Origin of the sequence: Sulfurifustis variabilis, from assembly GCF_002355415.1 — a bacterium.
Lineage (GTDB): Bacteria > Pseudomonadota > Gammaproteobacteria > Acidiferrobacterales > Sulfurifustaceae > Sulfurifustis > Sulfurifustis variabilis.
This window is the reverse complement of record NZ_AP014936.1, coordinates 1,645,393-1,672,179: the sequence shown is the minus strand read 5'-3', so window position 1 is coordinate 1,672,179 and position 26,787 is coordinate 1,645,393. Positions and strand designations below refer to the sequence as shown.

The following is a 26,787-nucleotide window of genomic DNA, read 5'->3' as shown; positions in this document are numbered from 1 at the left end:
CCGCTTATTTTTTATCGTGGAAGCTTCCGACGCTCGTTCTATACTCGCCCGGCCGATGCCTCCTACACCCGCACGCCTCCACGCTGTCGCCCTCGCGCTACTCGCGCTCGTCCTCGCTTCCGCCGCTTCCGCGACCGAGGACGAGCTCTTCTATACGTTCAACCAGAGCCCGCTCGTTCAGATCTACGGACTGCCGGCCATGGGCTCGGCGGTGGTGCTTGCGCCCGGGCAACGGCGCTTCCAGGTCGCCTACGAGATCGCGAACACGCTGATCGCGGAAAGCCGGCGGGACGAGTTCCTCGTGCTCGACGGAGAAAGCCGCCGGCTGACGATGCGGTTCGCGTTCAGCCCGCGGCCCGGCACGGAGCTGGGTCTCGAGGTGCCCTACGTGTCGTACGACGGGGGCTTCCTGGACAGCTTCATCGAGAACTGGCACAACGCCTTCGGGCTGCCCAACGGGGATCGGGACCGGTTTCCGCAGGACAGCCTGACCTATTACTACCGGCGCGGGTCGGAGGCCCTCGTCGACATCACCACACCCGCCTCGGGAATCGGCGACTTTCGCCTGACCGGCGCCCATCAGCTGGTGATCGACCCCCGCGCCAGCAACGTCACCCTGCGAGCGAGTCTGAAGCTTCCGACCGGCGACGCGGAGGAGCTCCTCGGCAGCGGCGCGGCCGACCTGGCGGTCTGGCTCGTCGCCGGTTGCGGCAGGGAGCGGTGCGGCGAGGTCGGCTGGCAGGCGGGCGGGGGCGTCCTCTGGCTGGGCAAGGGGGAGTTGCTGCCCGACCAGCAGTACCGGCTCGTCGCCTTTGGCTCGGCCGGCGCGGAATGGCGCGCACTGCCCGCCATCGCCTTGAAGGCGCAGTTGAATGCTCACACGCCCTTCTACAGCCAGACCGACCTCACCCCGCTCGGAGACGTCTCGATCCAGGTGGTGCTCGGGGGTACCTGGACGGTCTCTCGCCGCCTGGCGCTCGACCTCGGCGTGACCGAGGATCTCCTCGTCCACACCGCCCCCGACGTGAGTTTCCTCGTCGCCCTTCGCACCTATTTTTGAGACCATGGAACAGCTGTCACTCCCGTCCCCGCTCTCCTGCTAGTCTGGTGGGGTCGGGCTCACCGTTCGATTGCGCGAGCGGTAGGTCCAGGCGGATGAGAGGAAAGAAGCGATCGCGCGCTTTTTTCGAGTATTCAAGGAGATGCATAGTATACTTCGACTATGGATTTATCTCTGATGCCATCCACGGGCCCCTCCGGGCGGGATCTGTCCCCCCATCTGGTCGAGCAGCTCGAAAAGCTTTTCGCCCGGCGCTGGGTCGCCCTCCTGATCAATGCGGCCGTCCTCGTCCTCCTGAGCGCGAGCCTCGCGCAGTGGACGTGGCGCCTCTGGCAGCCGCCAGTACCGCCGGTGAGCCCTTCCAGCGCAACCACGAGCGGCGCCGCCGACTTCAATCTCGATGCCCTGCTCGCAACCAACCTCTTCGGCCATGCCGCTCCGGCATCCAGCGGTCCCGTGGTGCTCGACCACATTCCGCCGAGCAGCCTTAACCTGGTCCTGAGCGGCGTGATGGTGACGCCGGCGGGAAGTTTCGCGTTGATCAGCGCCGATGGCGGCCCCGAGATGCCCTTCGCCGTCGGCGAGGATATCGTCGCCGGCACCACGCTCTACGCGGTGTACGCGGATCGCGTGCTCATCCGACGCGGGGGCGCCACGGAAAGCCTGATGCTGAAGGACACCGGTCCGGCGCTGCCGGGTGGCTCGGTCGTGCTTCCGCCGGCCGCGTCTCCGGCGCGCGGAAGTCCGCGGGGCGCGCCGGAAGTGCAGCGCCTCGGTGGCAACACGTACAGCGTCAACCGCGAACAGATGAACCGGCAACTGCAGAGGCCCGAGTTCCTGAGCCAGGCCCTGATGGTGCCGAACGCGGGCGGCGGTTTCCTGGTGCGCGAGGTGCAGGCCGGCAGCCTGTACGAGAAGCTGGGATTGCGGGTCGGCGACGTGATCCAGTCGGTGAATGGCCAGGCGGTGAACACCGTGGACGATGTCATGAAGCTGTATCAGCAGTTCAGCGCGGGCGGCACGAGCCAGGTGAGCGTCGACATCCGCCGCGCCGGCAAGAACGAGTCACTGCAATACAACCTCCAATAACAACACGATCATGAACGAACGACGTCACACGCGGCGACCGTGGCTTCTCGCCTTGGCGCTCGCGTTCTGCGGCCTGGCCCAGGCCCAGCAACAGCCCGGCGCCGATCCGAACGGAGCGCCCGCGGGGCAGGTGGAGCCGCCGAGCGCGCCGGCGCCGGCCGCTCCCGCACCCCCGCCGCCCTCCTCGCCCGCGCCGACCGGGCCGCGCAACGGGGCGAGCGCGAGCATCACGCCGGTGAAGACCGGCGAAGTGCTGCTGAACTTCCAGGGCGCCGACGTCCAGGCGGTGGTCAAGGCCGTCTCGCAGATGACCGGGCGCAACTTCCTCATGGACCCGCGCGTGAAGGGGACGGTAACGATCATTTCGTCGAAACCCGTCTCGCGCGCGAACGCGTACCAGATCTTCCTGTCGGCCCTGAAGGCGCAGGGGTTCACCGCCGTCGAAGGGCCGGGCACATTGGTGCGCATCGTGCCCACGGGCGAAGCGAAACAGGGCGCGGACGTCGAGAAGACCATCCCGTACGGTGAACAGATCAACACGCACGTCGCCATCGTGCAGCACATTTCGGCGTCGCAGATGGTGCCGCTGCTGCGCCCGCTCATGGCCCCGACGAGCCAGCTCTCGGCCTACGAGCCGGCCAATGCACTCATCATCACCGACTACGGCGACAACATCCGGAGGCTGCTCAAGATCATCGACAAGATCGATCAGCCGGTCTCGAGCGACGTCACCGTCGTGTCGCTGCAGCACGCGTCCGCACTCGACCTCGCCGATCTGATCACCCGCCTCGCGGCGCCGCCGGGCGCGGTGCCCGCCGCCCCGGGGCAGCCGGCGCAGGCGCCTGTCGGCGACCGGTTCACCATCGTCCCGGATCTGCGGACGAACACGCTGCTCATCCGCACCGACAACCCCGGCCGCCTGAACCAGCTCCGTTCGCTGATCGGCAAGCTGGACGTGCCGGCGACGACCGGCGGTCAGACGCGCGTCGTCTACCTGCGTAATGCGGAAGCGGTGAAGCTCGTCGAGGTCCTGCGCGGGCTGCTCGCCGGCGAGGCACGCGCCCAGACGGCCGCCGCGCCGGCGGCGCCGGGCGTCCCCGGCCGCCCGGCCGCGCGCCCCGCCGCGGAGGCCTCCCTGATCCAGGCCGACGAAGCCACCAATGCCCTGATCATCAACGCCTCGGATGCCGTGTACAACAACCTGCGCGCCGTCATCGAAAAGCTCGACGTGCGCCGGGCACAGGTGTACGTCGAGGCGCTCATCGCCGAGATCACGACCGACAAGGCGACCGAGCTCGGGTTCCAGTGGTTCGACGCCGGAAAGGCCGGCGACGGCGCGGTCGCGGGCGTCACCAACTTCACCCGGGCGAAGCCCAGCATCATCGGCACGGCGGTCGATCCGACGACGGCGCTCTCGGGCGCCGCCGGCCTCACGCTCGCGTTCCTGGGCCCGAGCATCACGCTCGCCGACGGCACCGAGGTGCGCAGCCTCGGGGCGCTGGCGCGCGCGCTCGAACAGAAGACGATCGCGAACATCCTGTCGACGCCGAACCTCATGACGCTCGACAACGCCGAGGCCAAGATCGTCGTGGGCCAGAACGTCCCGTTCGTGACCGGCAATTTCGTGCTGCCGACCACCGGCACCGGCACGACGACCAACCCGTTCCAGACGATCGAACGCCGCGACGTCGGTATCACGCTCCGCATCAAGCCGCAGATCTCAGAAGGCGGCGGCGTGAAGCTCGACATCTTCCAGGAGATTTCGACGGTCACCGCCTCGCCGGTCGCCACGGCCGACATCGTCACGAACAAGCGGTCGGTCGAGACCAAGGTGCTGGTCGACGACGGCGGAACGATCGTCCTCGGCGGACTCATCGAGGACACGATCCAGGAGACACGGCAGGAAGTGCCCGTGCTGGGCCGCATCCCGCTTCTCGGCGCGCTCTTCCGGTACAAGGAGGACACCAAGAAGAAGACCAACCTCATGGTGTTCCTGCGGCCGGTGATCATCCGCAGCGCCGACGACGGCTATCGCCTCACGTCCGACCGCTACGACTACATCCGCGCACAGGGCCGCGAACCGGACCGTGAACGCGTGGAGATGCTCGAGCGCTTCAAGCCGGCCCCGCCGCCCGCCGAGCCGCCGAAACCCGCCAAGCCACCTGAAGAAAAACTCGGGCCGCCCGAGGCGCCGGACGGCTCGCCGACCGTCAACTAGGCCATGCACGCGCAGCCGGAACTGCCCGCCCTCGATCCCGCCTGGACCGATCGGCTGCCCTACCACTTCGCCAAGCGCCACGGCGTGATCGCCGCGCGCCAGGCCGAAGGCGGCGTCGAGGTGTGGGTGCGCCCCGGGGTCTCGAGCGCGGTCCTGGCCGAGCTGCAGCGGGCCCTGGGACAACCCGTCCTCCTGCGGGAGCTCGCCGCGGAGGCGTTCGACGCCGCGCTCAACCGGGCCTACGAGCGCGGAGCGAACCATGCGATGGAAATCGTCGACGGTCTCGACGCCGACCCGAACCTCTCGGAGCTCACCCAGGGGCTCCCGCGCGTCGCCGACCTCCTGGAGAGCGAGGACGACGCGCCGATCGTTCGCCTGATCAACGCCCTCCTCTCGCAGGCGGTGCGCGAGGGCGCCTCGGACATCCACATCGAGCCGTTCGAGACGCGCTCCGTGGTGCGCTACCGGATCGACGGGGTGCTGCGCGACATCATCGAGCCGCCGCAGGCGGCGCACGGGCTCCTCGTCTCGCGCGTCAAGATCATGGCGCGCCTCGACATCGCCGAAAAGCGCATGCCGCAGGACGGCCGCATTACGTTGCGCCTCGCCGGGCGACCGGTCGACGTGCGCGTGTCGACGCTCCCGATCGCGCACGGCGAGCGGGTGGTCATGCGCCTGCTCGACAAGCAGGCAGGCAAGCTCACGCTGCCCGCCATCGGCATGTCGCCCGAGATGCTCGCGACACTTAAACACCTGATTGCGCAGCCGCACGGCATCCTGCTCGTGACGGGTCCGACCGGTTCGGGCAAGACGACCACGCTCTACGCCGCGCTGTCGCAGCTCGACACGCAGCGCCACAACATCATGACGGTGGAGGATCCGATCGAGTTCGACCTGGACGGAATCGGCCAGACGCAGGTCAATCCGAAGATCGAGCTCTCTTTCGCCCGCGCCCTGCGCGCCATCCTGCGCCAGGATCCCGACATCATCATGATCGGCGAAATCCGCGACCTCGAGACCGCGCAGATCGCCGTGCAGGCCTCGCTCACGGGACACCTCGTGCTCGCCACCCTGCACACGAACGACGCGGTCGGCGCGATCACGCGCCTGGTCGACATGGGGATCGAGCCGTTCCTCGTCGCCTCCAGCCTGATCGGCGTGCTCGCCCAGCGCCTCGTGCGCAAGCTCTGCCCGCAGTGCCGACGGGTGCACGTCGCGGACAGCGCCGAGCGGCGGCTGCTGCAGCTGAACGGCTCCGCCGACTCCGTCCACATCCACGTGCCGGCCGGCTGCCCGGCCTGCGCGCAGACCGGTTACCAGGGCCGCACGGGCGTGTTCGAGCTGCTCACGGTGGACGACCCGATGCGAACGCTCATTCACGACGGCGCCTCGGAAGAGCGGTTGCGCGAGCATGCGCGCACGCGCGGCATGCGTTCCATCCGCGAGGACGGCTTGCGCTGGGTCCTCGCCGGCGACACGAGCCTCGACGAAGTACTGCGCGTGTCGCGCGAGTAGCGAGCGCAATACGGCATGTTGAGTCTTGAATTGAATCGCAGTGCGCGCTGCGCGCGCCGCCATCATCCGACATTCAACGTTACGCTTAAAAAATCGCCTTTCTTTCGATAGATGGCCGGATACGAATACCAGGCGCTCGACCGTCAGGGACGGGCCGTCAAGGGCGTGATCGACGGGGATGCCGAGCGCCAGGTCCGCGCGCTTCTGCGCGAGCGTGGCCTCACGCCGCTGTACGTCGGCGCCATCCGCACGCAGCCGGAGACCGGCGCACAGGCCCGCCGTCCCTGGCGCGGCCGCCGAGGCATATCGGGCAGCGAGCTCGCTCTCCTGACGCGGCAGTTCGCTACCCTGGTCCGCGCCGGCCTTACCCTCGAGGAGTGCCTGAATGCGCTCATCGAGCAAACGGAATCCGCGCGCACACGGAACATACTCGCGGGCGTGCGCGGGCGCATGCTGGAGGGTCAGTCGCTCGCGCGCAGCATGGCCAACTTCCCCCAGGCCTTTCCGGACATCTACCGCGTGATGATCGACGCGGGGGAGCAGTCGGGCCGCCTCGTCGAGGTGCTCGAGCGCCTGGCCGACTATACGGAAAACCGCCAGGCGCTCCGCCAGAAGGTGCTGCTCGCTTTCATCTATCCGGCGCTCGTGACCACCGTTGCGGTGGCCGTGGTGGCCCTCCTGCTGGTCTACGTCGTGCCGCAGGTCACGCGCGTGTTCGAGAACACCGGGCAGGCGCTCCCGCTCGTCACCCGCGTGCTCATCTCGATCAGCGACTTCGCGCGCGCGAGCGGGCTCGTGTGGATTGCCGGCGGAACGATCGCCCTCGTCGCATTCGTCGCCGCGCTGCGCAGTCCCGCGGTGCGCTTTCGCTGGCACCACCTGCTCCTGCGCCTGCCGGTGATCGGCCGCGTCACCCGGGGCGTCAACGCGGCGCGCTTCGCCGATACCCTCGGCATCCTGACCGCGAGCGGCATCCCGCTGCTGCCCGCGCTGCAGTCGGCGGTGCCGGTCGTGAACAACCTGCCCATGCGCGCCGGCGTCGAGGAAGCGTTGCGGCAAGTGCGCGAGGGCGGTAGCCTCTCGCGGTCGCTCGGCAAGACCCGGCTGTTTCCCCCGCTCGTGATTCACCTGATCGCGAGCGGCGAATCGAGCGGGCGACTCGATGCCATGCTCCAGCGCGCGGCCGAGGCGCAGGCGCGCGAGCTCGAGAACTGGGTCAAGGCGCTCACGGCGCTGCTGGAACCCGTGCTCATCCTGGTCATGGGAGTGATCGTGCTCTTCATCGTGATCGCGATCCTGCTCCCGATCTTCGAAATGAATCAGCTCATCAAGTGAGGTCTGGCATGCAGGGAGACAAACATGGTCGTCGGTCGTCGCGCGCACCGAGGCGCGCATTCCTCGTTCCCTCTCCCACGAGGGGAGAGGGCGCCCTCGTATTACCGGAGCCGAAGCGCGCTACGCGCGCATTCATAAGATCGGGGGGTTTCACGCTCATCGAGGTCCTGGTCGTGGTGGTCATCCTCGGCATCCTCGCCGGACTGATCGTGCCGCGAATCATGGACCGACCGGACCAGGCGCGGGTGGTCGCGGCCCAGAACGACATCAACGCGATCATGAACGCGCTCAAGCTCTACCGGCTCGACAACGGGACGTACCCCAGCCCGGACCAGGGTCTGGCGGCGCTCGTCACGAGACCCGAAACCGGCGACGCGCCGCGGAACTGGAAAAGCGGCGGCTATCTCGATCGCGTGCCGAAGGACCCGTGGGGGAACGATTACCAGTACCTCAACCCCGGTATCCATGGCGAGGTCGACGTGGTGAGTCTCGGCGCCGACCGCCAGGCGGGCGGAGAGGGATACAATGCCGATATCGGCTCCTGGGTGGTCGGGCAGAAATAGCGCCATCGGCCGGACCTTGTCGCGCGCGGGCGCCGTGAGACGGCCGGGCTCGGCCGGTTTCACGCTGATCGAGCTCGCGGTCGTGATGCTGCTGCTCGTGATCATCCTCGGCATGGTGGGCGTGAACCTGACCCGCGGCCCGAGCGACATCGTCCGCGACGAGGGGCAGCGTCTCGCCCTGCTCCTCCAGACCGCGCAGCAGGAGGCGATCCTCGAAGGCCGCTTCTACGCCTTCGCGCCGACCTCGAACGGCTACGAATTCCTGCGCCTCGACGACGCCGGCAGGCTGGCCCCCCTCGCCGCCGGCGATCCCCTCGGCCCACGCACGCTGCCGGGTTCGATGACACTCGAGCTCGCCGATACCGTTCGGGCTACCGAGGACGACGAGGTTCCGCTCGTCATTTTCGATCCGAGCGGCGCGTTGTCGCGCTTCACCGTCGTCCTGGAAGCGCAGGAGGCAATCTGGTACGTGCAGGCGACCGGCGACGGGAAGATCCGCTCGGCCGCGACCCCGGAACGCGATGAGACCTGAGGGCGTTTCCGCAGCCCGGCGAGGAGCCGTCGCCGGATTCACCCTCGTCGAGGTGCTGGTCGCGCTCGCCGTGCTGGCGATCGCGCTCGCCGCCGTGCTGCACGCCATCGGTCAGGCCATCGACCTCACGGCGGGCCTGCGCGATCGGACCCTCGCCCTGTGGCTCGCCGAGGAGCGCGCGGCCATGCACCAGCTCAAGCAGGATTGGCCGTCGCTGGACACGAGCGAAGGCACGACGGAGTTCGCCGGGGTCGAGTGGCGCTGGCTGGAGCGGACCGTTTCCACCCCGGTGCCGGATTTTCGCCGAATGGACATCGAGATCTACCCCGCCGGATCGAAGGACCGGCTGGCGACCGTGGCGCTGTTCCTGCGCAAGCCATGACGAACGCCCGCAACCGCACCGCTTCGCACGCTTGCCCTGCGTCCGGACGCACCGGCGGCTTCACGCTGCTCGAGGTCCTGGTCGCCATCGCCATCTTCGCCATCTTTTCGGCAATGGCATACGGCGGTCTCCTGCGCGTCCTGGACAACCGGGACCGGATCGAGTTCGAGCGCGAGACCTGGCGGGAGCTGGCCCTCGGGTTCCAGCGCATGAAGGACGACTTCGCGCAGGCCGTCGATCGCCCGGTCCGGGACAACGACGGCAGCCCGCTGCCCGCCTTTCGCGGGCAGCCGACCGACGTCCGCGCGCTCGCCGAGCCGAGCGTCGAGCTCACCCGCGCGGGCCTCGCGGCCACGGAAACCGGCGGATCCGGCCTGCAGCGGGTGGCGTACCGTTTGAACGAGAAGCGGCTCGTTCGCCTGCACTGGCCGGTGCTCGACCGCGCGCCCGTGACGAAGCCGTTGGCCGTACCGCTCTTCAACGACGTCGAGGAGTTCGAGGTCCGCTTCTATCACAATGCCGCCTGGCTCGACCGCTGGCCGCCGCAAGGGCAGTCCGCGACGACGCTTCCCCGCGCGGTCGAGATCCGGCTGGTGCATGCCGGGCGCGGGGAGTTCGTCCGCACCTTCCTCGTGGGGCCCGCGCCATGACCGCTCCCGGTCGCCAGCGGGGCGTCGCGCTCGTGACGGCGATGCTCGTCGTCGCCATCATCGGGACGGTCGCCGCCTTCCTGGGATTGAGCCAGCAGGTCTGGCTGCGCCAGACGCAGAACCTCATGGACCTCGCCCAGGCCGACAATCTCCGGCTCGGGGCGCTGCGCTTCGCCGCCATCGCGCTCACCGAGGACGCGAAACGCACCAAGGTCGACGATCTCACCGAAGACTGGGCGAAGGGACTCCCGCCGCTTCCCGTCGAGGGCGGCTACGTCGTCATCCAGGCGCAGGACGCCGCCGCGCGCTTCAACCTGAACAGCGTCGTCGACGGCGATACGCCGAACCCCGCGGCCATCGGCCTGTTCAAGAACCTGCTGACGGCGAACGGTCTGGACGCCAATCTGAGCGACGCCCTGGTCGACTGGCTCGACAACGGCTCCGTGACGACCGCGGCCGGCGCCGAGGATGTCGACTACCTCAGCACCGACTTTCCCTACCGGGCCGCGAACCGCCCGCTGATCGGGGTCGACGAGCTCTCGCTCATCAAGGGCTACAGCGTCGAGGTCGTCGAGAAACTCAAACCCCACGTCGTCGCCTTGCCCGAGAAGACCGCGATCAACGTGAACACGGCGTCCGAAACGGTGCTCGCGGCGCTGTTCAACATTCCCGAGGCGCAGGCGGCGGAAATGGTGCGCCAGCGAGAGGGCAAGCCCTTCACCGACAAGGCGCAGCTACAGCCGTTCTTGCCCAAGAACGCCCAGAATCTGCCGCCCTATGACGTCCAAACCGCTTACTTTATAGTCACGGTCGAGACACATATCGGGCGCACGCTGCGCCGCACCGAGGCGCTGCTCAAGCGCCCGGCCGGGGGACAGGCCCGGGCGACCGTGCTCTGGCAGCGCCAACCTCCGCTAAAGCTCATCAAGCATGAAGACAGCGCTTAACACGCTCACGCGCAAGGCGCACGGCCTCGGGGAACGCCTGACGCAGGCCGCCCGGACGCAGCCCGTGTGGCTGCGCCTTCCCCGCGGCTGGCCCGAATCCGCCGGTCCCATGCAATGGCAGGCCTGCGACGCCGACGGCGCCCCGCACCGCGGGGAAGCGCTGACGCTTCCCGATCTGCCCGATTTCCTGCGCCGCGCGCGCGTCCAGGTCTGGACGCCCCCCTCGGACACCGTCCTCACGCGCGCCACGCTCCCCACCCGTTCGCGGGCGCGCATCCTGCAGGCGCTGCCCTTCGCGCTCGAGGACCAGCTGCTGGCCGATCCCGAGCAGCTGCATTTCGCGTACACGCCGAATCCCGACGGTTCGCTCGCGGTCGCCGTCACGGACCGCGTGCGCGTCAAGACCTGGCTGGACACGCTGGCCGCCGCCGGCATCCGGCCCGCCGGCCTTTGCCCGGGCAACCTGGCTCTGCCGCTGCAAGCCAACGCCTGGTCGGCGGCATTCGTCGACGACGAGCTCTGGGTGCGCACCGGCACGGCCTCCGGCTTCGTCTGCCCGCGCGAACACGCCGCCCCGCCCGCCCTCGTCCTGGCCGCGCTGCGGGAAGCGATCGCGCAGTCGAACGCCCCTCAGTGCCTCTTCATGTATGGACCGCCGCCCGACATCGATCTCGATCTTTGGGCCGGGCATCTGGGCATCCCGGTGCAGCCGGCCGTAGGCGATTTCTGGGTGGCGACGGAGAGCCCGGCCCTGAACCTCCTCCAGGGCGAGCTCACGCCGACCGCGCACCTGCGCCAGGTCGGGCGGCCGCTGATCCCCGCGGCCGCGATGCTCGCCATCTGGCTCGTCGGCCTCGTGACCGTCGACCTCGTCGAGTGGGCCCGGCTGCACCGCCTGCACGAGGGTTATGCGACCGAGATGCGAGAGATACTTCTGAAAGCGTTCCCCGAGACGAAGACCGTGCTCGATCCCTATGCCCAGATGCAGCGTAACCTGGAGAGCCTCCAGTTCCGCGGCGGCGGTCCCTCGGACCTCCTGCCCCTCCTCGCCCGCGTGGCCCCCACGGTGCAGGACCAGACGCAGGCGAAGCTGCACGGCCTGAAGTACGCCGAGCGCGCGCTCACGCTCGACGTGACGCTCCCCGACTATCAGGCGCTCGACGCCCTGAAAAACCGGCTCCAGGCCGCGAATCTCGAGGTCGAGGTCGTCGCCGCCAACAGCCGCGGCGGCGAGGTCGAAGGCCGGCTGCGCATCCAGTCGGCCGGTGCCCGCGCCAAGCCCGCGAGGTCCTCATGACGCTCACCCGAATCGAACCGGCCCTCGCGCTCTGGCGCGGATTGCAGCCGCGCGAGCGGCTGCTCGTCGGCGGCGCCGGGGTCTTCATCCTCGCCGTGCTCGTGTACACGCTGCTCTGGGCGCCACTGCAGCGCAACCTCGAGCACCTGCGCGCCGCCGTTCCGAAAGAGCACGAGCAGCTCGTCTGGATGCGCACCCAGGTTTCGCAAGCGCAACGCCTGCGCGGCGGCGCGCCGTCGTCCGGGACGGCGACCGGCGGCTTGCTGAGCTTCATCGAGCAGTCGGCGCAGGCCTACGGCGTGAAGGCGGGTCTCAAGCGCGTTGAGCCGGACGGGGCGAACGGGGCACGCGTCGCCCTGGACGGCGTCTCCTTCAACAGCCTGGTCGGCTGGCTCGCGAACCTGCAGAAGCAGGGCTCCGTGCGCGTCGAGAACGCGACCGTCGAGCCGCAGCCGGCGAGCGGCATCGTGAACGCCCGCCTCGTGCTGCGCGGTTCAGGGGCATGAATCGGCGGCGCGCGACCCTCTACGCCGTCGGCGGGCTCCTCCTTTACGTCGCGTTCCTCGTCGCCTCGGCCCCGGCCGCCTGGGTGGGCTGGGCGGTCGCCCGGTCGGACCAGAGATCGGTGGCGCTCGCTCAACCCCACGGCACCGTCTGGCGGGGAGAAGCCGACCTCTACGCCGGCGGGCCGACGAATTTCCAGCGCCTCGGTCGCGTGCGCTGGCAGGCGCTGCCCCTGCGGCTCTTCCTGGGCCGCGTCGCCGTGGACGTGGGTATCGCCGAAGGCGACTTGCAGGGGCGGCTCGTCGTGCAGCGCAGCCCGGGTCGGCTGACGGTCGAAGATCTCAGCGCCACCCTGCCCGTGAACATCGCGGGCCTGTTCTACGCCCCGGCCCTGTTTTTCGCCCCCACCGGCACGCTCGAACTCCGCAGCGAGCGCCTGTCTCTGGCGAGGGATGCGCTCGCGGGCGAGGTCCGGGCACAGTGGCGGGGCGCCGGCGGCCGCTTCACCGGCTCGAAGAGCCTCGGGGATTATCGTATCGACCTGAACGGCGAGGGCGAGCGCGCCTCGTTGCGGCTTTCGACGGTGAGCGGTGACCTCAATCTGAGCGGCCGGGGCGAGTGGCGGGTATCGGGCAACGGCGAACTGCGCTTCACCGGCACGGCCCAGCCCCAGGGGGACGCGGCGCGCCTGGAGCCGCTTCTTCGCGCGATCGGGCCCGATCGTGGCGGCGGCCGCCGGGACCTGCGATTCAACACGCAGATGCCGCTTGCGCATCTGCTCGGCCTCTAGGTTCGGTCGCCTCGGGGCGGCCCTGAGAAATGCCGGGCCGTGGTCGGTCCGCCGCCGGATCGATCAATAATACGAGGGCCGCGGGCCGGCGGCAGTCGAGCCTTGCGGTCCGCCCGAGCGCCGTTCCGCCAGCACCCGAATCACCGCCTCGGCCGAGCGCACGTCGGCGTTTCGCTTGAGCGCCGCATGCATCTCGCCGAGCGTCGCCTGGACCGAGGCCGAGCGCTCCGGATTCGCGAGGTAGTGCTCGACCGCGGCTCCCAGCTTCTCCGGCACGGCCTCCGACTGCATCAGCTCCGGCACGACCTCCCGGCCGGCGAGGTTGTTAGGCAGGGAATACAGCTTGACGTGGGCAAACAGGCGAACGAGCGCCGCCGAGAGGGCCGAGACCCGATAGGTCACGACCATCGGCTTGCGGAGCAGCGCCGCCTCGAGCGTGGCCGTACCCGAGGCGAGGAGCGCCACGTCGCAGGCGGCCAGCGCCTCGCGTGAACGATTCAGCACGCGCGCGATCGGCAGCGATTCCGCACCGTGCTTGCGCAACGCATGAACGAACTGGTGCTCGGTCGCCGCGCTCGCGAAGGGCGCGACGAAGCGGGCTTCCGGCCGGCGGGCGTGCAACCACTGCGCCGTCCGCACGAAGAGACCCGCGTGACGGCGCAGCTCGCTTCGCCGGCTGCCCGGAAGAAGCGCGACCAGCTCACCGTCTTCCGGCAACCCGAGCGCCGCGCGCGCCGCGCGGGGATCGTAGTCCTCGGGTATCTCGTCGGCCAGGGGGTGGCCCACGTACGTCACCGGGATGTGCCGGGCCTCGTAGTAGCGCGCTTCGAACGGAAAGAGCGTGAGCATGTGATCCACCGACTTCTGGATCTTGCGGATACGGTAGCCGCGCCAGGCCCAGACCGTGGGGCTCACGTAATGCACGGTCGTGATGCCGGCGGACTTCAGGCGTTGCTCGAGCGTCAGGTTGAAGTCCGGGACATCGATGCCGATGAAGAGATCCGGGGGGCGCGCGATGAAATGCTGCGCGAGCCGCCGCCGGATGCCGAGGATGGAGAGATACTTGCCCGCCCCCTCGAAGCCGATGACGGTGAGCCGCTCCATGTCGTAGAGGCTTTCGCAGCCTTCGGCCTGCATGCGCGGACCGGCGATGCCCTCGAAGCGGACGCCGCCGAGACGCGCCTTGAGGGCGCGGATGAGGCCGGCGCCGAGCAGATCGCCCGAGACCTCCCCGGCCACGATACCGATGCGCAGCCCGGACATGGTCCTAGCGAACGATCCCCCGCTCGGATTCTTGTATGAAAGCGACGAACGCCGCGATCTCCGGGTACGCGCGACCCTGCGCATCGATCTCGACGAGCGCCTGCTCGAGGCGGAGGCCGGAGCGATACAGCGTCTTGTAGGCCTGTTTGATCCGCTGTATCTGCTCCTCGGTGAAACCCCGGCGCTTGAGCCCCCGGAGATTGAGCCCGTGCGGCGTCCCGCCGTTGCCGCCGGCCGTGATGTAGGGAGGGACGTCCTTGTAGAGGACCGTGTTCACCGCCGTCATGCAGTACGCGCCGATGCGGCAGAACTGGTGCACCAGCGTGAAACCTCCGAGGACCGCGCAATCCCCGACGTGCACGTGCCCCGCGAGGCTCGACCCGTTCGCGAACACCGTGCGGTCGCCGACCGCGCAGTCGTGCGCGATATGGCAGTACGCCATGATGAAGTTGTCACTGCCGATGCGCGTGACGCCGCCGCCGGCGACCGTGCCTCGGTTGACGGTGCAGTATTCCCGCACGATGTTGCGGTCGCCGATCTCGATCCTCGTCGGCTCTCCCTTGTAGCCCAGGTGCTGAGGTCCCTCGCCGATCGAGCAGAACTGATAGATGCGGTTGTCGGCGCCGATCCGTATCGGCCCCCGGATCACGACGTGCGGCCCGATCCAGGTGCGATCGCCGATCTCGACGTCGCCCTCTATGATGGAGTACGCACCGATCTCGACGCCCTGTCCCAGCCGGGCCCGCGGGTCCACGAGCGCCTGCGGGTGGATCACGGACCGAATTCCTTGTACGTGCTCATGAGCTCGGCGGTTGCCGCCGTTTCCTCGCCGACCCGCGCTTCGGTCTCGAATATCCACATCCCGCGCAACTTGCGCTTGAGGTTCGCTCGCAGGAACAGCTGATCGCCGGGCTCGACCGGGCGCTTGAAGCGTGCCTCGTTGATACCGACGAAGTAGTACACCGCATTCGGCGAAGGCAGCAGGTCCTCGCTCTTGAACGAGAGGATCGCGCACGCTTGCGCCATCGCCTCCAGGACGAGCACGCCGGGCATGACCGGCCGCGTCGGGAAGTGGCCGGGGAAGAACGGCTCGTTGATCGAGACGTTCTTGATCGCCGTTATCCACTCGTCCTTCCTGTAGTCGAGCACGCGATCGATCAGCAGGAACGGGTAACGGTGCGGCAGGTGCTTCAGCACCTCGTGTATGTCCATCGTGTTCAATGCTCTACTCCCCCTTCAGTTTCCGTATCTCTTCCTCGGCCTCGCGCAGCCGGCGGGCCAGCTCGTCGAGCTGGCGCAGTCGCGCGGCCGTGCGCCGCCACTCGTCCGCCGGTTCGGCCTTCAGTGCGGACGAGTAGACGCCCGGCTTCGGGATCGACGCGGAGACCAGCGAGGTGCCGAGCACCTGCACGTCGTCGGCGATGTCGAGGTGGCCGGCGATACCGACCTGCCCTCCGAAGGCGCAGCGGCTGCCGATCGACGTGCTCCCGGCGATGCCGACGCACGCCGCCATGATCGTGTGCTCCCCGACGCGCACGTTGTGGGCGATCTGGATCAGGTTGTCGAGCTTGACGCCGCGCGCGATGACCGTGTCGTCGAGGGTGCCGCGATCCACCGTCGTGTTTGCTCCGATTTCGACGTCGTCGCCGACGATCACGCGCCCGAGCTGCGGAACCTTGATCCAGCGTTCTCCGTCCTTGGCGAAACCGAACCCGTCGGCGCCGATCACCGCCCCCGGCTGCAGCAGGCAGTCCGTTCCGATCTCGCAGCGCGCGCCCACGTACACCTGCGCGACCAGGCACGTGCGTGCGCCGACCCGCGCGCCCTGCCCCACGTAGCATCCGGGCCCGATGCTCGCTCCGTCCTCGACGGTCGCCTCGCGCTCGATCACCGCGTACGCGCCTATCCGGGCGGAATCGGCGACGCGTGCCCCGTCCTCGACGAAAGCGGTCGGGTGCCGGCCGGGCGCCACGGCCGGTGCGGGATGGAGAAATGCGGCGATGCGCGCGAAGGCGAGCGAAGGGTTCGGGTGGATCAGCGCGGTGCCCTTGAAAGCGCCGGCGTCCTCGGCCACGAGCACCACGGCAGCCGCGCGGGTTTCGGCGACCAGCGCGCGGTAGCGACGATCGGACAGGTGCGCGATCTCCCCGGGGCCGGCGCGATCGAGCGGTGCGACCGCGCGTATCTCGACCCCCGGGTCGCCGCGGACCTGACCGCCGACCCGCCGCGCAAGCTCTGCCAGGGTGACCGCCATCGCCGCTACTTCTTGCCGAGCCTCTTCAGCACCTTTTCGGTGAGGTCCACCTTCTTGCTGGCGTAGATCGTGCCTTCGTGGAGGATCAGGTCGTAGCTCTCCTGCTTGGCGATCTCGACAATCGCGTTGAACACGAGCTTCTGCAGCGAGGCCAGCTCCTCGTTTCGGCGCAGATTGTAATCCTCGCGGAACTCCTGTGTGGCCCGCCGCAGGTCGCGCTTGAGCACGACGATCTCGTGTTCCTTGGACCGCCGCTCGGTGTCCTTGAGCAGAAGTGCGTTCTTCTCGAGCTCGTCCTCGAGCTGCTTGATGCGCCCCTGCATCGCCACGAGCTTCTTGTCGCGCGGACCGAATTCCGCTTCGAGCTTCTTGAGGGCCGCCTCGCCCTGCGGAGCCTCCTCGATGACCTTGACCGCATTGACGTAGCCGACCTTCAGTTCCGCCCATGCCGGCGCGGCCAGGAGGGCGAACAGGGCGGCCAGCGCGGCCGGGAGCCAGCGGGACGTGGACGTTGCGCTTTTCAATACGGGACTCCTGAGAATCACCGGAATGGAACACCCAGCGTGAACTGGAAGCTCTCGGTATCGTCGTCCGGCTCGTCGTTGAGCGGGAAGGCATAGCTGAAGCTCAACGGACCCACCGGCGAGAACCAATTAAACGCCAATCCCGTGGAATAGCGCAACTCTCCGAGGTCGAAGCGCTCCTCCGGTCCGTACACCATGCCGCCATCGACGAACCAGCTCATGCGTACCGCCTTGTTGTCGGCCGACATGCCCGGCACGGGAAACAGGAGCTCCATGTTGCCGAGAACACGGCGGTTGCCGCCGATCGGATCGAGCGTGTTCTGATCGACCGGTCCGAGCGAGCGCGAACTGAAACCGCGCACGGTGCTGGACCCGCCCGCGAAGTAGTTCTTGAAGAAGGGAAGCTGCGCGCTCTCGCCGTAGCCGTCGCCGTAGCCGAGCTCCGCCCGGAGCTTGAAGGTGGTGCGCTCGCTGATCGGCCAGTACTTGCCGATCAGGTACGTCAGCTTGTAGTACTCGACGTCGCTGCCGGGGAAGGACGCTTCGGCGGACAGACGCTGCAGGAAGCCGCGCGTCGGAAAGAGCGCGCTGTCGAGGCTGTCGCTCGACCAGGAAAGCGTAGCCTTGGCGAGGTCCACCGGAGATCCCTCGGTCGCGACGAAGTCCTGCGCGACGAGCGCGCTGTCCGTGGTCGTCTCGATGTCGATGCGCTCGGCGTCCAGCCCCACGGTCAGGCGATGGAACTCGCTCAGCGGGATGCCGTAGAAGACACCCGCACCCGTGGTCTGCGTGTTGTACGCCGCCGTGTTCAGCTCGGCCGCATCGATGCTGCTCGAATACACGGTGAAGCCGCGGCTCACGCCGTCACGGGTGTAATAAGGATTGACGTACCGGATGCTGAAATTCGTCGTGGCATCGCTGTTGTCGAAACGTGCCGACAGTTCCTTCCCGGTTCCGAACAGATTGCTCTCCGTCACGCTCGCGTTGATGATGAAACCGTCGGAATCGGAGTATCCGACGCCGAAGAGCAGATTGCCCGTCGAGCGTTCCTTGACGGTGACGTTGATGTCCACCTGGTCGGAAGTACCCGGCACCTGAGGGGTCTCGATGTTGACATCTTCGAAGAACCCGAGGCGCTGCAGCCGCACACGCGACCGCTGGATCTTCTCGCTCGAGTACCAGCCCCCCTCCAGCTGGCGCATTTCCCTCCGCAGCACCTCGTCGCGGGTCGTGACGTTGCCCGAGAAGTTCACGCGCCGCACGTACGTACGCTTGCCCGGGTCGATGACGAACGTGAAGGCGACGGTCGCCTTGTCGCGGTCCACGTCGGGAACGGGATTGACGTTCGCGAACGCGTAACCCTCGTTCGCCAGCCTGTCGGAAATCCGCTTCGCGGACTCGGTGACGGCCTTGCGGGAGAACACGCTCCCGGCCTCGAGCTCGACCAGCTTGCGCAGATCCTCCTCCGGCACGACGAAGGTGCCCGCGAGCTTGAAGCCGGTCACGGTGTAGCGCTTGCCTTCCGAGAGGTTGACGGTGATGTAGATGTCTTCCTTGTCCGGCGTGATCGAGACCTGCGTGGATTCGATGTTGAACTCCAGGAAACCCCGATCCTGGTAGTGGTTGCGCAGACGCTCGAGGTCGCCGGCCAGCTTCTGTTTCGAGTACTGGTCGCGGCTCGAGAAGAGCGCCCACCACGGCGCCGGGCCGAGCGTGAACAGATCGAGCAGCTCCTTGTCCCGGAACTTGCCGTTGCCGACGAGCGTGATTTCGCGAATGCGCGCGGGCCTGCCTTCCGTGACCGCAATCTCGATGTCGACCCGGTTGCGTTCGAGCGGAGTCACGGTCGGACGGATCGAGACGGCATAGAAGCCGCGGGCAAAGTATTGCTGCCGGAGCTCCTGTTCGATGCGATCGAGGAGCGTCTTGTTGAAGATTCGCCCCTCGGCCAAACCGACTTCCTTGAGCCCCTTCTTGAGATCCTCCTCCGAGAACTCGCGCGTGCCCACCAGGCGGATGCCGGCGATGGACGGGCGTTCGATCACCGAGACGATGAGGACGTTGCCCTGGCGCTCGAGCCGCACGTCCCGGAAGAATCCGGTCTTGTAGAGCGCGCGGATCGCGTCCTGCGCTCCCTTGTCGTTCAGCGTGTCGCCGACCTTGAGCGGCAGGTAGTTGAATACGGTGCCCGCCGCGATCCGCTGCAGGCCTTCGACGCGGATGTCCTTAACCACGAAGGATTCGAGGGCAGGCGCCTGCGCGGGGAGGAGCGCGCCGACGACCAGCGCGACGAGGGGGCGTTTCATTGTTCTCGGCGGCCGCGTCTACTGGAAGATGCGCGTAAGGTCGTTGTAGAACGCGAGCACCATGAGCCCGACGAGGACGACGATCCCGATCTGGTGTCCGAACGCCATCACGCGCTCGGACACCGGACTGCCCTTCACCGCTTCGATGAAGTAGTACAGCAAGTGGCCGCCGTCGAGGATCGGAATGGGAAGAAGATTGAGGACGCCCAGGCTGATCGAGATCACGGCGAGGAACAGGATGAACTGCACGGCGCCGATCTTGGCGGAGTAGCCGGCATATTGCGCGATGGTGATCGGCCCGCTGATGTTCTTGCTCGAAACCTCGAGTGTCACCATCCGGTAGAGCATCTCGACCGTCAGCGTGGACATCGCCCAGGTATTGGCGAGCGCCTCCCGGAATGCCTCGAGCGCGCCCATCCGAACCTGCACGCGCATCTCGGGCGGGATTTCGCCCACCTGCGGGCGGATGTTGATCCGGCCGATCGTCCGCTCGTCCTGCGCGACGGCGTCCGGCGTGACCTGCAGGGTCACGCGCTGCCCGTCGCGCTCGACCGCCACGTCGAGCGTGCGCCCGGCGCTGCGACTCACGATCGCCACCACGTCCTCCCAACCCTCCACCGTCTCCCCGCCGATCGCGACGATCCGGTCGCCTTCCCGCATCCCGGCACGTGCGGCCGGCCCTTCCTCGATGCCGCCGACCACCGGGAGGACCTGCGGCTGATAGCCGTAGAGCCCGATGCCGCGCTCGAGGAGCGCGGCGTCGACCTGGCCGCGCGGAAACTCGCGCAGGTCCAGCAGCCGATGCTGAATCCGGCCTTCACCGTCCTGCACCTCCACGTTCACGATTTCGCGATCGAGCGCCTTGCGGAACAGGTACAGGCGCCGTTGTCCCCAGCTCTGTACGTCCTTTCCGTCGAACGCCAGGACCAGGTCGCCCTCCCGGAAGCCGCCGCGCTCCGCGATCGACCCCTCGACGACCTTGCCGACCACCGGCCGCAGGCCTTCCATGCCCACGCCGAAGACGGCCCAGTACGCCAGTATCGCGAACAGGAAGTTGAAGAACGGCCCGGCCGCGACGATCGGGATGCGCTTCCATACCGGCTGCCGGTTGAAGGCCCGATCGAGCTGGTCCCGCGGGACATCCCCCTCGTGCTCGTCGAGCATCTTCACGTAACCGCCGAGCGGCAGCGCGCCGATCACGAGCTCGGTGCGGTCGCGCCCGAAGCGGCGCGTCCACAACGGTTTTCCGAACCCGACCGAGAATCGCAGCACCTTGACTCCAAGCCGCCGCGCCACCCAGTAGTGGCCGAATTCGTGAACCACGATGAGCACGCCCAGGGCCAGGACGAACGCCAGCGCGTAATAGAGTAGATCGATCATGAGACACCTTGTCGGACGCGCCGTCCCGCGCCTGCCACGGCCCGTTCGGCCGCCACGCGCGCGCGTGCGTCGTCGGCTAGCACGTCATCGAGCGAGTCGTCGGACCGCCCGGGAACCTGCGCGAGGGCGGTTTCGATGACGCGTGAGATATCGATGAAGGGGATGCGTCCCTCGAGGAACGCGGCGACCGCGACCTCGTTGGCCGCGTTCAGGATCGCCGGCGTCGTTCCGCCGGCTGCCCCCGCCTCGTACGCGAGCCGCAGGCACGGAAAACGCGTCGTATCGGGGGCGGCGAAGTCGAGCCGCGCGAGGTCGACGAGGTCGATCGGTTTGGCTCCCGACTGGATGCGCGACGGCCAGGCGAGCGCATGCGCGATGGGAATGCGCATGTCCGGGTTGGCGAGCTGCGCCAGCACCGAGCCGTCGTCGTATTCCACCATCGAATGGATGACGCTTTGCGGGTGGATCACGACCTCGATCCGGGACGGAGCGACGCCGAACAGCCAGCATGCCTCGATCACCTCGAGACCCTTGTTCATCAACGTGGCGGAATCGACCGAGATCTTGCGGCCCATGACCCAGTTTGGGTGCGCGCACGCCTGCTCGGGCGTCGCCCGCGCCAGGGCCTCGGCCGAAGCCGCCCTGAACGGACCGCCCGAGCACGTGAGGAAGAGCCGCCGCACCCCGGCCGGCGGCTCGCCGGCACGGAATGCGGCGGGCAGGCATTGAAAGATCGCGTTGTGTTCGCTGTCGATCGGCAGCAGGACCGCGCCGGCCGCACGCGCTTCGCGCATCAGCACGCGGCCCGACATCACGAGCGGCTCCTTGTTGGCGAGCAGCACGCGCTTCCCGGCCTTCACGGCGGCGAGCGTGGGAATCAGCCCCGCGGCACCGACGATCGCCGCCATGACGATGTCGCTCGCGCGGTCGGCGGCGACCGTGGAGAGGCCGTCGAGGCCGCTGCTCACCACCGTCGGAATGCCGCTCGCGCGAAGGCGCCTTTCGAGGTCCCTCGCGGCCTGCGGATCGAGCATCGCGGCGAAGCGCGGGCGGAAACGCACGCACTGCTCGTAGAGGCGATCGACCTGCGCATTGGCGGTGAGCGCGGCCACGGCGAACCGGTCCGGATGGCGCGCGAGCACGTCGAGCGTGCTCATGCCGATCGACCCGGTCGAACCGAGGATCGCGACCCCCTGCCTGCCCTCGTTCTGGTCCTGCGATGCCGCGTGTGTCATGCCGCCATCTGGAAAAGGACGCGCCATCCGAGCGCGAAGATCGGGACGGCCGAGGTGAGCGCGTCGATGCGATCGAGCACGCCGCCGTGTCCGGGCAGGATCCTGCCGCTGTCCTTCACGCCGGCAACTCGCTTCACCTTGCTCTCCACCAGGTCACCGACGACCGAAACGAGCGCCACGACCGCCGCGAGACCGACCCAGCCCCACAGGGCCCGGGCCTCGAGCTGCCACACGATTTTCCCACAAAAATAAGCGAGCAACACCACGGCGAGCATGCCGCCTATCACCCCTTCGACGGTCTTCCCCGGGCTGACGGACGGCGCGAGCTTCGTACGCCCGAGCGTCTTGCCGGCGAGGAACGCCGCGGAGTCGGCGAGCCAGACGAGGACCAGGACGTAGAGCAGCGCGGCCGGACGCATGGGATCGCCGGCATGGAGATACACGACGCCGACCCAGGCAGGAACGAGCACGAGCACGCCTCCGGCCAGGCGCACCCCCCGCCGCTCGAACAGGCTGCGCCGTCGCCCGTGGACCAGCTCCACCAGCGCCCAGAGCCACCATGCGGCGGCGAACAGCAGAACCGCGAACCCGGCGTCGGAGTCGATCAGCGTGGCCAGCACGAGCGCGCCGCCGAACGCCGCCAGCAGCGCGACATAAGTCATCCGTCCACCCGCGCCCAGCCCGCACAGCGCGGCCCACTCCCAGCCGCCGATCACGATGAAGAGCGCGACGAGCGCGGCGAGCGCGGGCGGGGGGAACCAGAAGAGCGCGGCGACGAGCGGCGGGATGAGAACCGCCGCGGTGAGCAGCCGCCACTTAAGCATTACGCGCTGCTTCGACCTGCTCGCCGGTCAGACCGAAGCGGCGCTGTCGGCTGGCATAGGAGGCGAGCGCCGCCTCGAGCTCGGTCCGGTCGAACTCCGGCCAGAGCGCCGGCGTGAAATGCAGCTCGGTGTACGCCAACTGCCACAGAAGGAAATTGCTGATGCGCTGCTCGCCGCCGCTCCGGACGAAGAGGTCCGGCTCGGGCAGCTCCCGCGTACTGAGAAACGCCTCGACGGTTGCCGGACTGATGCGGGCCGGATCGATCTCTCCCGCCACGGCACGCCGCGCGATCTCGGCGCACGCCTGGGCGATGTCCCAGCGCCCGCCGTAGTTTGCGGCGATCGTAAGCGTCAAGGCGCCGTTGTCGGCCGTGAGGGTCTCGGCATCGCGGATGCGCGCGGCGAGCGCCTCCGGGAAGCGCGCGACGTCGCCGATCACCCGAAAGCGGACCTTCTTCTCATGCAGCTTCGCCACTTCGCGGTCGAGCGCGCCGAGAAAGAGCTCGAGGAGCATCTGCACTTCCTGCGCGGGACGCCGCCAGTTCTCGCTCGAAAACGCGAACAGCGTGAGATACCGGACACCCAGCTCGCCGGCCGCCTGCACCAGCTCGCGCACGCGCTCGACGCCCTTGCGGTGGCCGGCGACCCGGGGCAGGCCGCGGCGGCGCGCCCAGCGGCCATTGCCGTCCATGATGACGGCGATGTGTCTGGGAATCATGGAGGAACCGGTGGGCGCGGTCGGCGCGGTCATGCAGGTGCAGGCCCCCTAGACCTGCATGATCTCGTGCTCCTTCGCCGCGATCAGCTTGTCGACCTCGGCGATGAAGCGGTCGGTCATCTTCTGCACCGCCTCTTCCGCGCGCTTGTCGTCGTCTTCTGTGATCAGTTTCTTCTTCAGGAGTTCCTTCAAATGGTGGTTGCCGTCGCGCCGCACGTTGCGGATGGCCACCTTGGCGTTCTCGCCCTCCTTGTGCACGTGCTTCACGAGCTCGCGCCGGCGTTCCTCGGTGAGCGGCGGGAGCGGCACGCGCAGCAGCGTGCCGGAGGCAGCGGGGTTGAGGCCGAGGTCGGATTCGCGAATCGCCTTCTCGATCGCCTGGAGGGTGCCCTTGTCGTAGGGGGTCACCGTCAGCGTCCGCGCGTCGGCCGCGCTGATGTTGGCGAGCTGGTTGAGCGGCGTCTTCGCGCCGTAATAGTCCACCCGGATCTGGTCGAGCAACCCCGGATGGGCGCGCCCCGTCCGGATCTTGCCGAGGTCCGTCTTCAGCGTCTCGACGGACTTCGCCATGCGGGTCTCCGTGTCCTTCTTGATGCCGTCCACCGTCTGCGTCGCCATGGCCTACCCCTTCACCAGCGTGCCCTCGTGCTCGCCGCGCAGGATGCGCAGCAGGCTGTCGGGCTTGTTGATGCTGAAGACGCGAACCGGGAGGTTGTGATCGCGGCAAAGAGCGATCGACGTGGCGTCCATCACCCCCAGGCGCTGTTCCAGCACCTGATTGTAGCTGACCACCTCGAAACGCCGGGCATCCTTGTGCTTCATGGGATCGCGGTCGTACACGCCGTCGACCTTGGTGGCCTTGAGCACGACGTCCGCCCCGATCTCCATGGCGCGCAGGCTCGCCGCCGTGTCGGTGGTGAAGAACGGATTGCCCGTGCCCGCCGCGAAGACGACCACGCGCCCCTCCTCGAGATGCCGTATCGCGCGCCGGCGGATGTAGGGCTCCACGACCTGATCGATGCGCAGCGCGGACTGCACCCGGACCCGAATACCGAACCGCTCGAGCGCATCGGCAAGCAGCAGCGCGTTCATCACGGTCGCGAGCATGCCGACGTAGTCCGCCGACGCCCGGTCCATGCCCTGCGCCGCCGGGGCGACACCGCGGAAGATGTTGCCGCCGCCCACGACGAGCGCGAGCTGCACGCCCGTCGCGACCGCCGCCCGGATCTCCCCGGCGATGCGCTCGATGGTCTCGCGGTTGATGCCGTACGCGTCGGGCCCCATCAGCGCCTCGCCGCTCAGCTTCAGCAGCACGCGCCGGTAGGCAGGACCGCTCGGCATCCCCGTCAATCAGCCTCCCTTGACCTGCGCCATCACCTCGGCCGCGAAGTCACCGCTCTTCTTCTCGATGCCCTCGCCCACCTCGAAACGCGTGAAGCGCACGACCTTGGCGCCGGCGGACTTGAGCAGCTTCTCGACGGTCGTGTCCGGGTCCTTCACGAACGGCTGACCGAGGAGCGTGATCTCGTTCAGGAACTTGTTGATGCGTCCCTCGATCATCTTCTCGATGATGTTCGCCGGCTTGCCGGACTGCCTGGCCTGCTCGGCGAAGATTTCCTTCTCCCGCGCGATGAGGTCGGCCGGCACCTGGTCCTTCGAAACGCACTCGGGCTTCGAAGCGGCGACGTGCATCGCCAGGTCCTTGGCCAGCGCTTCGTCGCCGCCCTCGACCTCGACGACCACCCCGATCTTGCGGCCGTGCACATAGCTTCCGAGGCGCCCCTGCGCGCTTTGCAGGCGCACGAACCTTCGCACGCCGATGTTCTCGCCGAGCTTCATCACGAGCCCCTCGCGCGCCTGCGCGACGCTCTGCCCGCCCGCATCCTTCAGCGGCTGCCCGTAGAGGGCCTCGACATCCGCGGGCCTGCTCTCGGCGACCGTCGCCGCGCAGGCGTTGGCGAAACCGAGGAAGTCCTCGCCCTTGGCGACGAAATCCGTTTCGGAGTTCACCTCCACCATCGCGGCGAGACGCCGGTCGCCCGATACATACAATCCGATGGCGCCCTCGGCCGCCGTGCGCCCGGCCTTCTTCTCGACCTTGGCGCCGGCCTTCTTGCGCAGCAGATCCGCGGCGGCTTCCATGTCGCCCTGCGTCTCCTGCAATGCGGCCTTGCACTCCATCATGCCGAGGCCCGTGCGCTCGCGCAGCTCCTTCACCTGTGCGGCAGAAATACTCATCAGCTATCCCCGTTTGGTCGGGCGCCGCGCGAGCGCGGCGCGGGTGTGGATCAGGCGCCTTCCTCGGCGGCCGGCTTCTTGGTTCCGGCGGCGCGCGGCTTCCCGCGCACGGCCTTCTTCGGCTTGGCTGCCGGCGCGACGGCCGCGGCCTCGTCGGCCTCCACCTCGGCGGCCGCCTCCGCACGGGTCGGCGCGCGCCGCTTGGGCGCGATCTTCACCTTCGCGTCCTCGCTGACCTCCACGAACTCCTCGTCATCGGACGCAAGCGCGATCTCGGCGGTGCTGCGGCCCTCGACGATCGCCTCCGCGGCCGCGCTCGCGTAAAGGCGGATGGCACGGATCGCGTCGTCGTTTCCCGGCACCACGTAGTCGACCCCGTCGGGCTTGCAGTTGGAGTCGACGATGCCGACCACCGGTATGTTCAGCTTGTTGGCCTCGGACACGGCGATGTACTCGTGCCCGACGTCGATGACGAACAGGCAGTCGGGAAGCCCCGGCATGTCCTTGATCCCGCCCAGGCTGCGCTCGAGCTTCTCGCGCTCGCGGTCGAGGTTGAGCAGTTCCTTCTTGGTGAGCTTGGTGCGGCTCGCCTCGTCGGCGAGCGTGCTCTCGAGGAGTTTCAGCCGCTCGATCGAGCGGCGGATCGTACGGTAGTTGGTGAGCATGCCGCCGAGCCAGCGGTCGTTGACGTAGGGGCAACCGGCGCGGATGGCCTCGTCACGGACGATGTCCTGGGCCTGGCGCTTGGTCCCGACGAACAGGATGGTGCCCTTGTTCGCCGCCAGCTTTCGCAGGAAGTCCATCGCCTCGTTGAAGAGCGGCAGCGTCTTCTCGAGGTTGATGATGTGGATCTTGTTGCGCTCCCCGAAAATATAGGGGCGCATCTTGGGGTGCCAGAAGCGGGTCTGGTGGCCGAAATGCACGCCGGCCTCCAGCATCTGGCGCATGGTCACAGCGCTCATCGCGTCTCCTTCGGGTTTTTCCGCCATGGGCCCCGCGCGTCAACCCCTTTCGGAGCACCCGGACGCGCGTGACGACCCATGTGAGGGTTGGTTAAATGGGCGGAATGCGTACCGACGGCTTGCATCCGCCCGGGCCAGGCACAGGGACGTGCCGTTTCAGGCCCGCTCTTATACCACAGGCGCTTTCGGAAAAACAATGTA

Annotated in this window: 27 protein-coding genes; 13 read left to right on the top strand and 14 right to left on the bottom strand. The window is 68.2% G+C overall.

What is annotated here, in order from left to right; translation table 11 throughout:
- Positions 1-55 precede the first annotated feature (55 nt).
- The 13 genes from SVA_RS08030 to gspN all read left to right on the top strand — a co-directional run bounded on the left by SVA_RS08030 (position 56) and on the right by gspN (position 12,882).
- Positions 56-1,060, top strand: a complete 1,005-nt coding sequence (locus SVA_RS08030) for a DUF3187 family protein (RefSeq protein ID WP_096460741.1) — start codon at positions 56-58, stop codon at positions 1,058-1,060.
- 177 nt (positions 1,061-1,237) lie between these two features.
- Positions 1,238-2,149, top strand: coding sequence for a type II secretion system protein N (locus SVA_RS08025; RefSeq protein ID WP_169924021.1), 912 nt, complete (start codon positions 1,238-1,240; stop codon positions 2,147-2,149).
- Between the two features lie 10 nt (positions 2,150-2,159).
- Entirely contained in the window at positions 2,160-4,367 is a 2,208-nt protein-coding gene (gene gspD, locus SVA_RS08020; protein WP_096460739.1) for a type II secretion system secretin GspD, read from the top strand.
- 3 nt (positions 4,368-4,370) lie between these two features.
- The gene (gspE, locus tag SVA_RS08015; protein ID WP_096460738.1) at positions 4,371-5,882 is read left to right on the top strand and encodes a type II secretion system ATPase GspE; all 1,512 of its coding nucleotides are present in this window, start codon (positions 4,371-4,373) and stop codon (positions 5,880-5,882) included.
- 111 nt (positions 5,883-5,993) lie between these two features.
- Positions 5,994-7,217 carry a type II secretion system inner membrane protein GspF gene (gspF, locus tag SVA_RS08010; RefSeq protein WP_096460737.1) on the top strand — a complete coding sequence of 408 codons (1,224 nt, stop codon included), beginning with the start codon at positions 5,994-5,996 and terminating at the stop codon, positions 7,215-7,217.
- Between the two features lie 8 nt (positions 7,218-7,225).
- The gene (gene gspG, locus SVA_RS08005) at positions 7,226-7,780 is read left to right on the top strand and encodes a type II secretion system major pseudopilin GspG (RefSeq protein ID WP_096460736.1); all 555 of its coding nucleotides are present in this window, start codon (positions 7,226-7,228) and stop codon (positions 7,778-7,780) included.
- A 34-nt stretch (positions 7,781-7,814) separates the two neighbouring features.
- Positions 7,815-8,312: a GspH/FimT family pseudopilin gene (locus SVA_RS08000; protein ID WP_169924020.1), complete on the top strand. Its 498-nt coding sequence runs from the start codon at positions 7,815-7,817 to the stop codon at positions 8,310-8,312.
- Entirely contained in the window at positions 8,302-8,694 is a 393-nt protein-coding gene (gene gspI / locus SVA_RS07995) for a type II secretion system minor pseudopilin GspI (RefSeq protein ID WP_096460734.1), read from the top strand. Before SVA_RS08000 ends, gspI begins: the two co-directional genes overlap by 11 nt.
- The gene (gene gspJ / locus SVA_RS07990; protein ID WP_096460733.1) at positions 8,691-9,344 is read left to right on the top strand and encodes a type II secretion system minor pseudopilin GspJ; all 654 of its coding nucleotides are present in this window, start codon (positions 8,691-8,693) and stop codon (positions 9,342-9,344) included. The genes gspI and gspJ overlap by 4 nt, the downstream gene beginning before the upstream one ends.
- Positions 9,341-10,291, top strand: a complete 951-nt coding sequence (gspK, locus tag SVA_RS07985) for a type II secretion system minor pseudopilin GspK (protein ID WP_096460732.1) — start codon at positions 9,341-9,343, stop codon at positions 10,289-10,291. Before gspJ ends, gspK begins: the two co-directional genes overlap by 4 nt.
- Positions 10,275-11,588 (top strand): type II secretion system protein GspL, encoded by a 1,314-nt coding sequence (gene gspL, locus SVA_RS07980; RefSeq protein WP_096460731.1) that lies wholly within the window; start codon positions 10,275-10,277, stop codon positions 11,586-11,588. The genes gspK and gspL overlap by 17 nt, the downstream gene beginning before the upstream one ends.
- Positions 11,585-12,094, top strand: a complete 510-nt coding sequence (gene gspM, locus SVA_RS07975) for a type II secretion system protein GspM (RefSeq protein WP_096460730.1) — start codon at positions 11,585-11,587, stop codon at positions 12,092-12,094. Before gspL ends, gspM begins: the two co-directional genes overlap by 4 nt.
- A complete protein-coding gene (gene gspN, locus SVA_RS07970) occupies positions 12,091-12,882 on the top strand; it encodes a type II secretion system protein N (RefSeq protein WP_096460729.1) in 792 nt (263 codons plus the stop codon). The genes gspM and gspN overlap by 4 nt, the downstream gene beginning before the upstream one ends.
- Positions 12,883-12,945: 63 nt before the next feature.
- Here the strand turns inward: gspN and lpxB are convergent, their stop codons facing one another.
- The 14 genes from lpxB to rpsB are packed head-to-tail and all read right to left on the bottom strand — an operon-like array spanning position 12,946 to position 26,586.
- Positions 12,946-14,145 (bottom strand): lipid-A-disaccharide synthase, encoded by a 1,200-nt coding sequence (gene lpxB / locus SVA_RS07965; protein ID WP_096460728.1) that lies wholly within the window; start codon positions 14,143-14,145, stop codon positions 12,946-12,948.
- A gap of 4 nt (positions 14,146-14,149) precedes the next feature.
- Positions 14,150-14,920: an acyl-ACP--UDP-N-acetylglucosamine O-acyltransferase gene (gene lpxA / locus SVA_RS07960; protein WP_096460727.1), complete on the bottom strand. Its 771-nt coding sequence runs from the start codon at positions 14,918-14,920 to the stop codon at positions 14,150-14,152.
- Positions 14,917-15,357: a 3-hydroxyacyl-ACP dehydratase FabZ gene (gene fabZ / locus SVA_RS07955; protein WP_096462870.1), complete on the bottom strand. Its 441-nt coding sequence runs from the start codon at positions 15,355-15,357 to the stop codon at positions 14,917-14,919. Before fabZ ends, lpxA begins: the two co-directional genes overlap by 4 nt.
- A gap of 13 nt (positions 15,358-15,370) precedes the next feature.
- Complete coding sequence (lpxD, locus tag SVA_RS07950) at positions 15,371-16,399, bottom strand: UDP-3-O-(3-hydroxymyristoyl)glucosamine N-acyltransferase (protein ID WP_096460726.1); 1,029 nt, start codon at positions 16,397-16,399, stop codon at positions 15,371-15,373.
- Positions 16,400-16,404: 5 nt separating this feature from the next.
- Positions 16,405-16,923, bottom strand: coding sequence for an OmpH/Skp family outer membrane protein (locus SVA_RS07945; protein ID WP_197703424.1), 519 nt, complete (start codon positions 16,921-16,923; stop codon positions 16,405-16,407).
- Positions 16,924-16,940: 17 nt separating this feature from the next.
- Entirely contained in the window at positions 16,941-19,229 is a 2,289-nt protein-coding gene (bamA, locus tag SVA_RS07940) for an outer membrane protein assembly factor BamA (protein ID WP_096460725.1), read from the bottom strand.
- Between the two features lie 18 nt (positions 19,230-19,247).
- Positions 19,248-20,606, bottom strand: a complete 1,359-nt coding sequence (rseP, locus tag SVA_RS07935) for an RIP metalloprotease RseP (RefSeq protein WP_420823880.1) — start codon at positions 20,604-20,606, stop codon at positions 19,248-19,250.
- The gene (ispC, locus tag SVA_RS07930) at positions 20,606-21,844 is read right to left on the bottom strand and encodes a 1-deoxy-D-xylulose-5-phosphate reductoisomerase (RefSeq protein ID WP_096460723.1); all 1,239 of its coding nucleotides are present in this window, start codon (positions 21,842-21,844) and stop codon (positions 20,606-20,608) included. The genes rseP and ispC overlap by 1 nt, the downstream gene beginning before the upstream one ends.
- On the bottom strand, positions 21,841-22,668 hold the full coding sequence (locus tag SVA_RS07925) for a phosphatidate cytidylyltransferase (protein WP_096460722.1): 828 nt from the start codon (positions 22,666-22,668) through the stop codon (positions 21,841-21,843). Before SVA_RS07925 ends, ispC begins: the two co-directional genes overlap by 4 nt.
- Positions 22,661-23,386, bottom strand: a complete 726-nt coding sequence (uppS, locus tag SVA_RS07920; RefSeq protein WP_197703423.1) for a polyprenyl diphosphate synthase — start codon at positions 23,384-23,386, stop codon at positions 22,661-22,663. Before uppS ends, SVA_RS07925 begins: the two co-directional genes overlap by 8 nt.
- Before the next feature lie 48 nt (positions 23,387-23,434).
- Positions 23,435-24,004: a ribosome recycling factor gene (gene frr / locus SVA_RS07915; protein ID WP_096460720.1), complete on the bottom strand. Its 570-nt coding sequence runs from the start codon at positions 24,002-24,004 to the stop codon at positions 23,435-23,437.
- A gap of 3 nt (positions 24,005-24,007) precedes the next feature.
- The gene (pyrH, locus tag SVA_RS07910; protein WP_096460719.1) at positions 24,008-24,727 is read right to left on the bottom strand and encodes a UMP kinase; all 720 of its coding nucleotides are present in this window, start codon (positions 24,725-24,727) and stop codon (positions 24,008-24,010) included.
- Positions 24,728-24,736: 9 nt separating this feature from the next.
- Positions 24,737-25,624, bottom strand: a complete 888-nt coding sequence (gene tsf, locus SVA_RS07905; protein WP_096460718.1) for a translation elongation factor Ts — start codon at positions 25,622-25,624, stop codon at positions 24,737-24,739.
- A gap of 50 nt (positions 25,625-25,674) precedes the next feature.
- Positions 25,675-26,586, bottom strand: a complete 912-nt coding sequence (gene rpsB, locus SVA_RS07900) for a 30S ribosomal protein S2 (protein ID WP_096462868.1) — start codon at positions 26,584-26,586, stop codon at positions 25,675-25,677.
- Positions 26,587-26,787 lie beyond the last annotated feature (201 nt).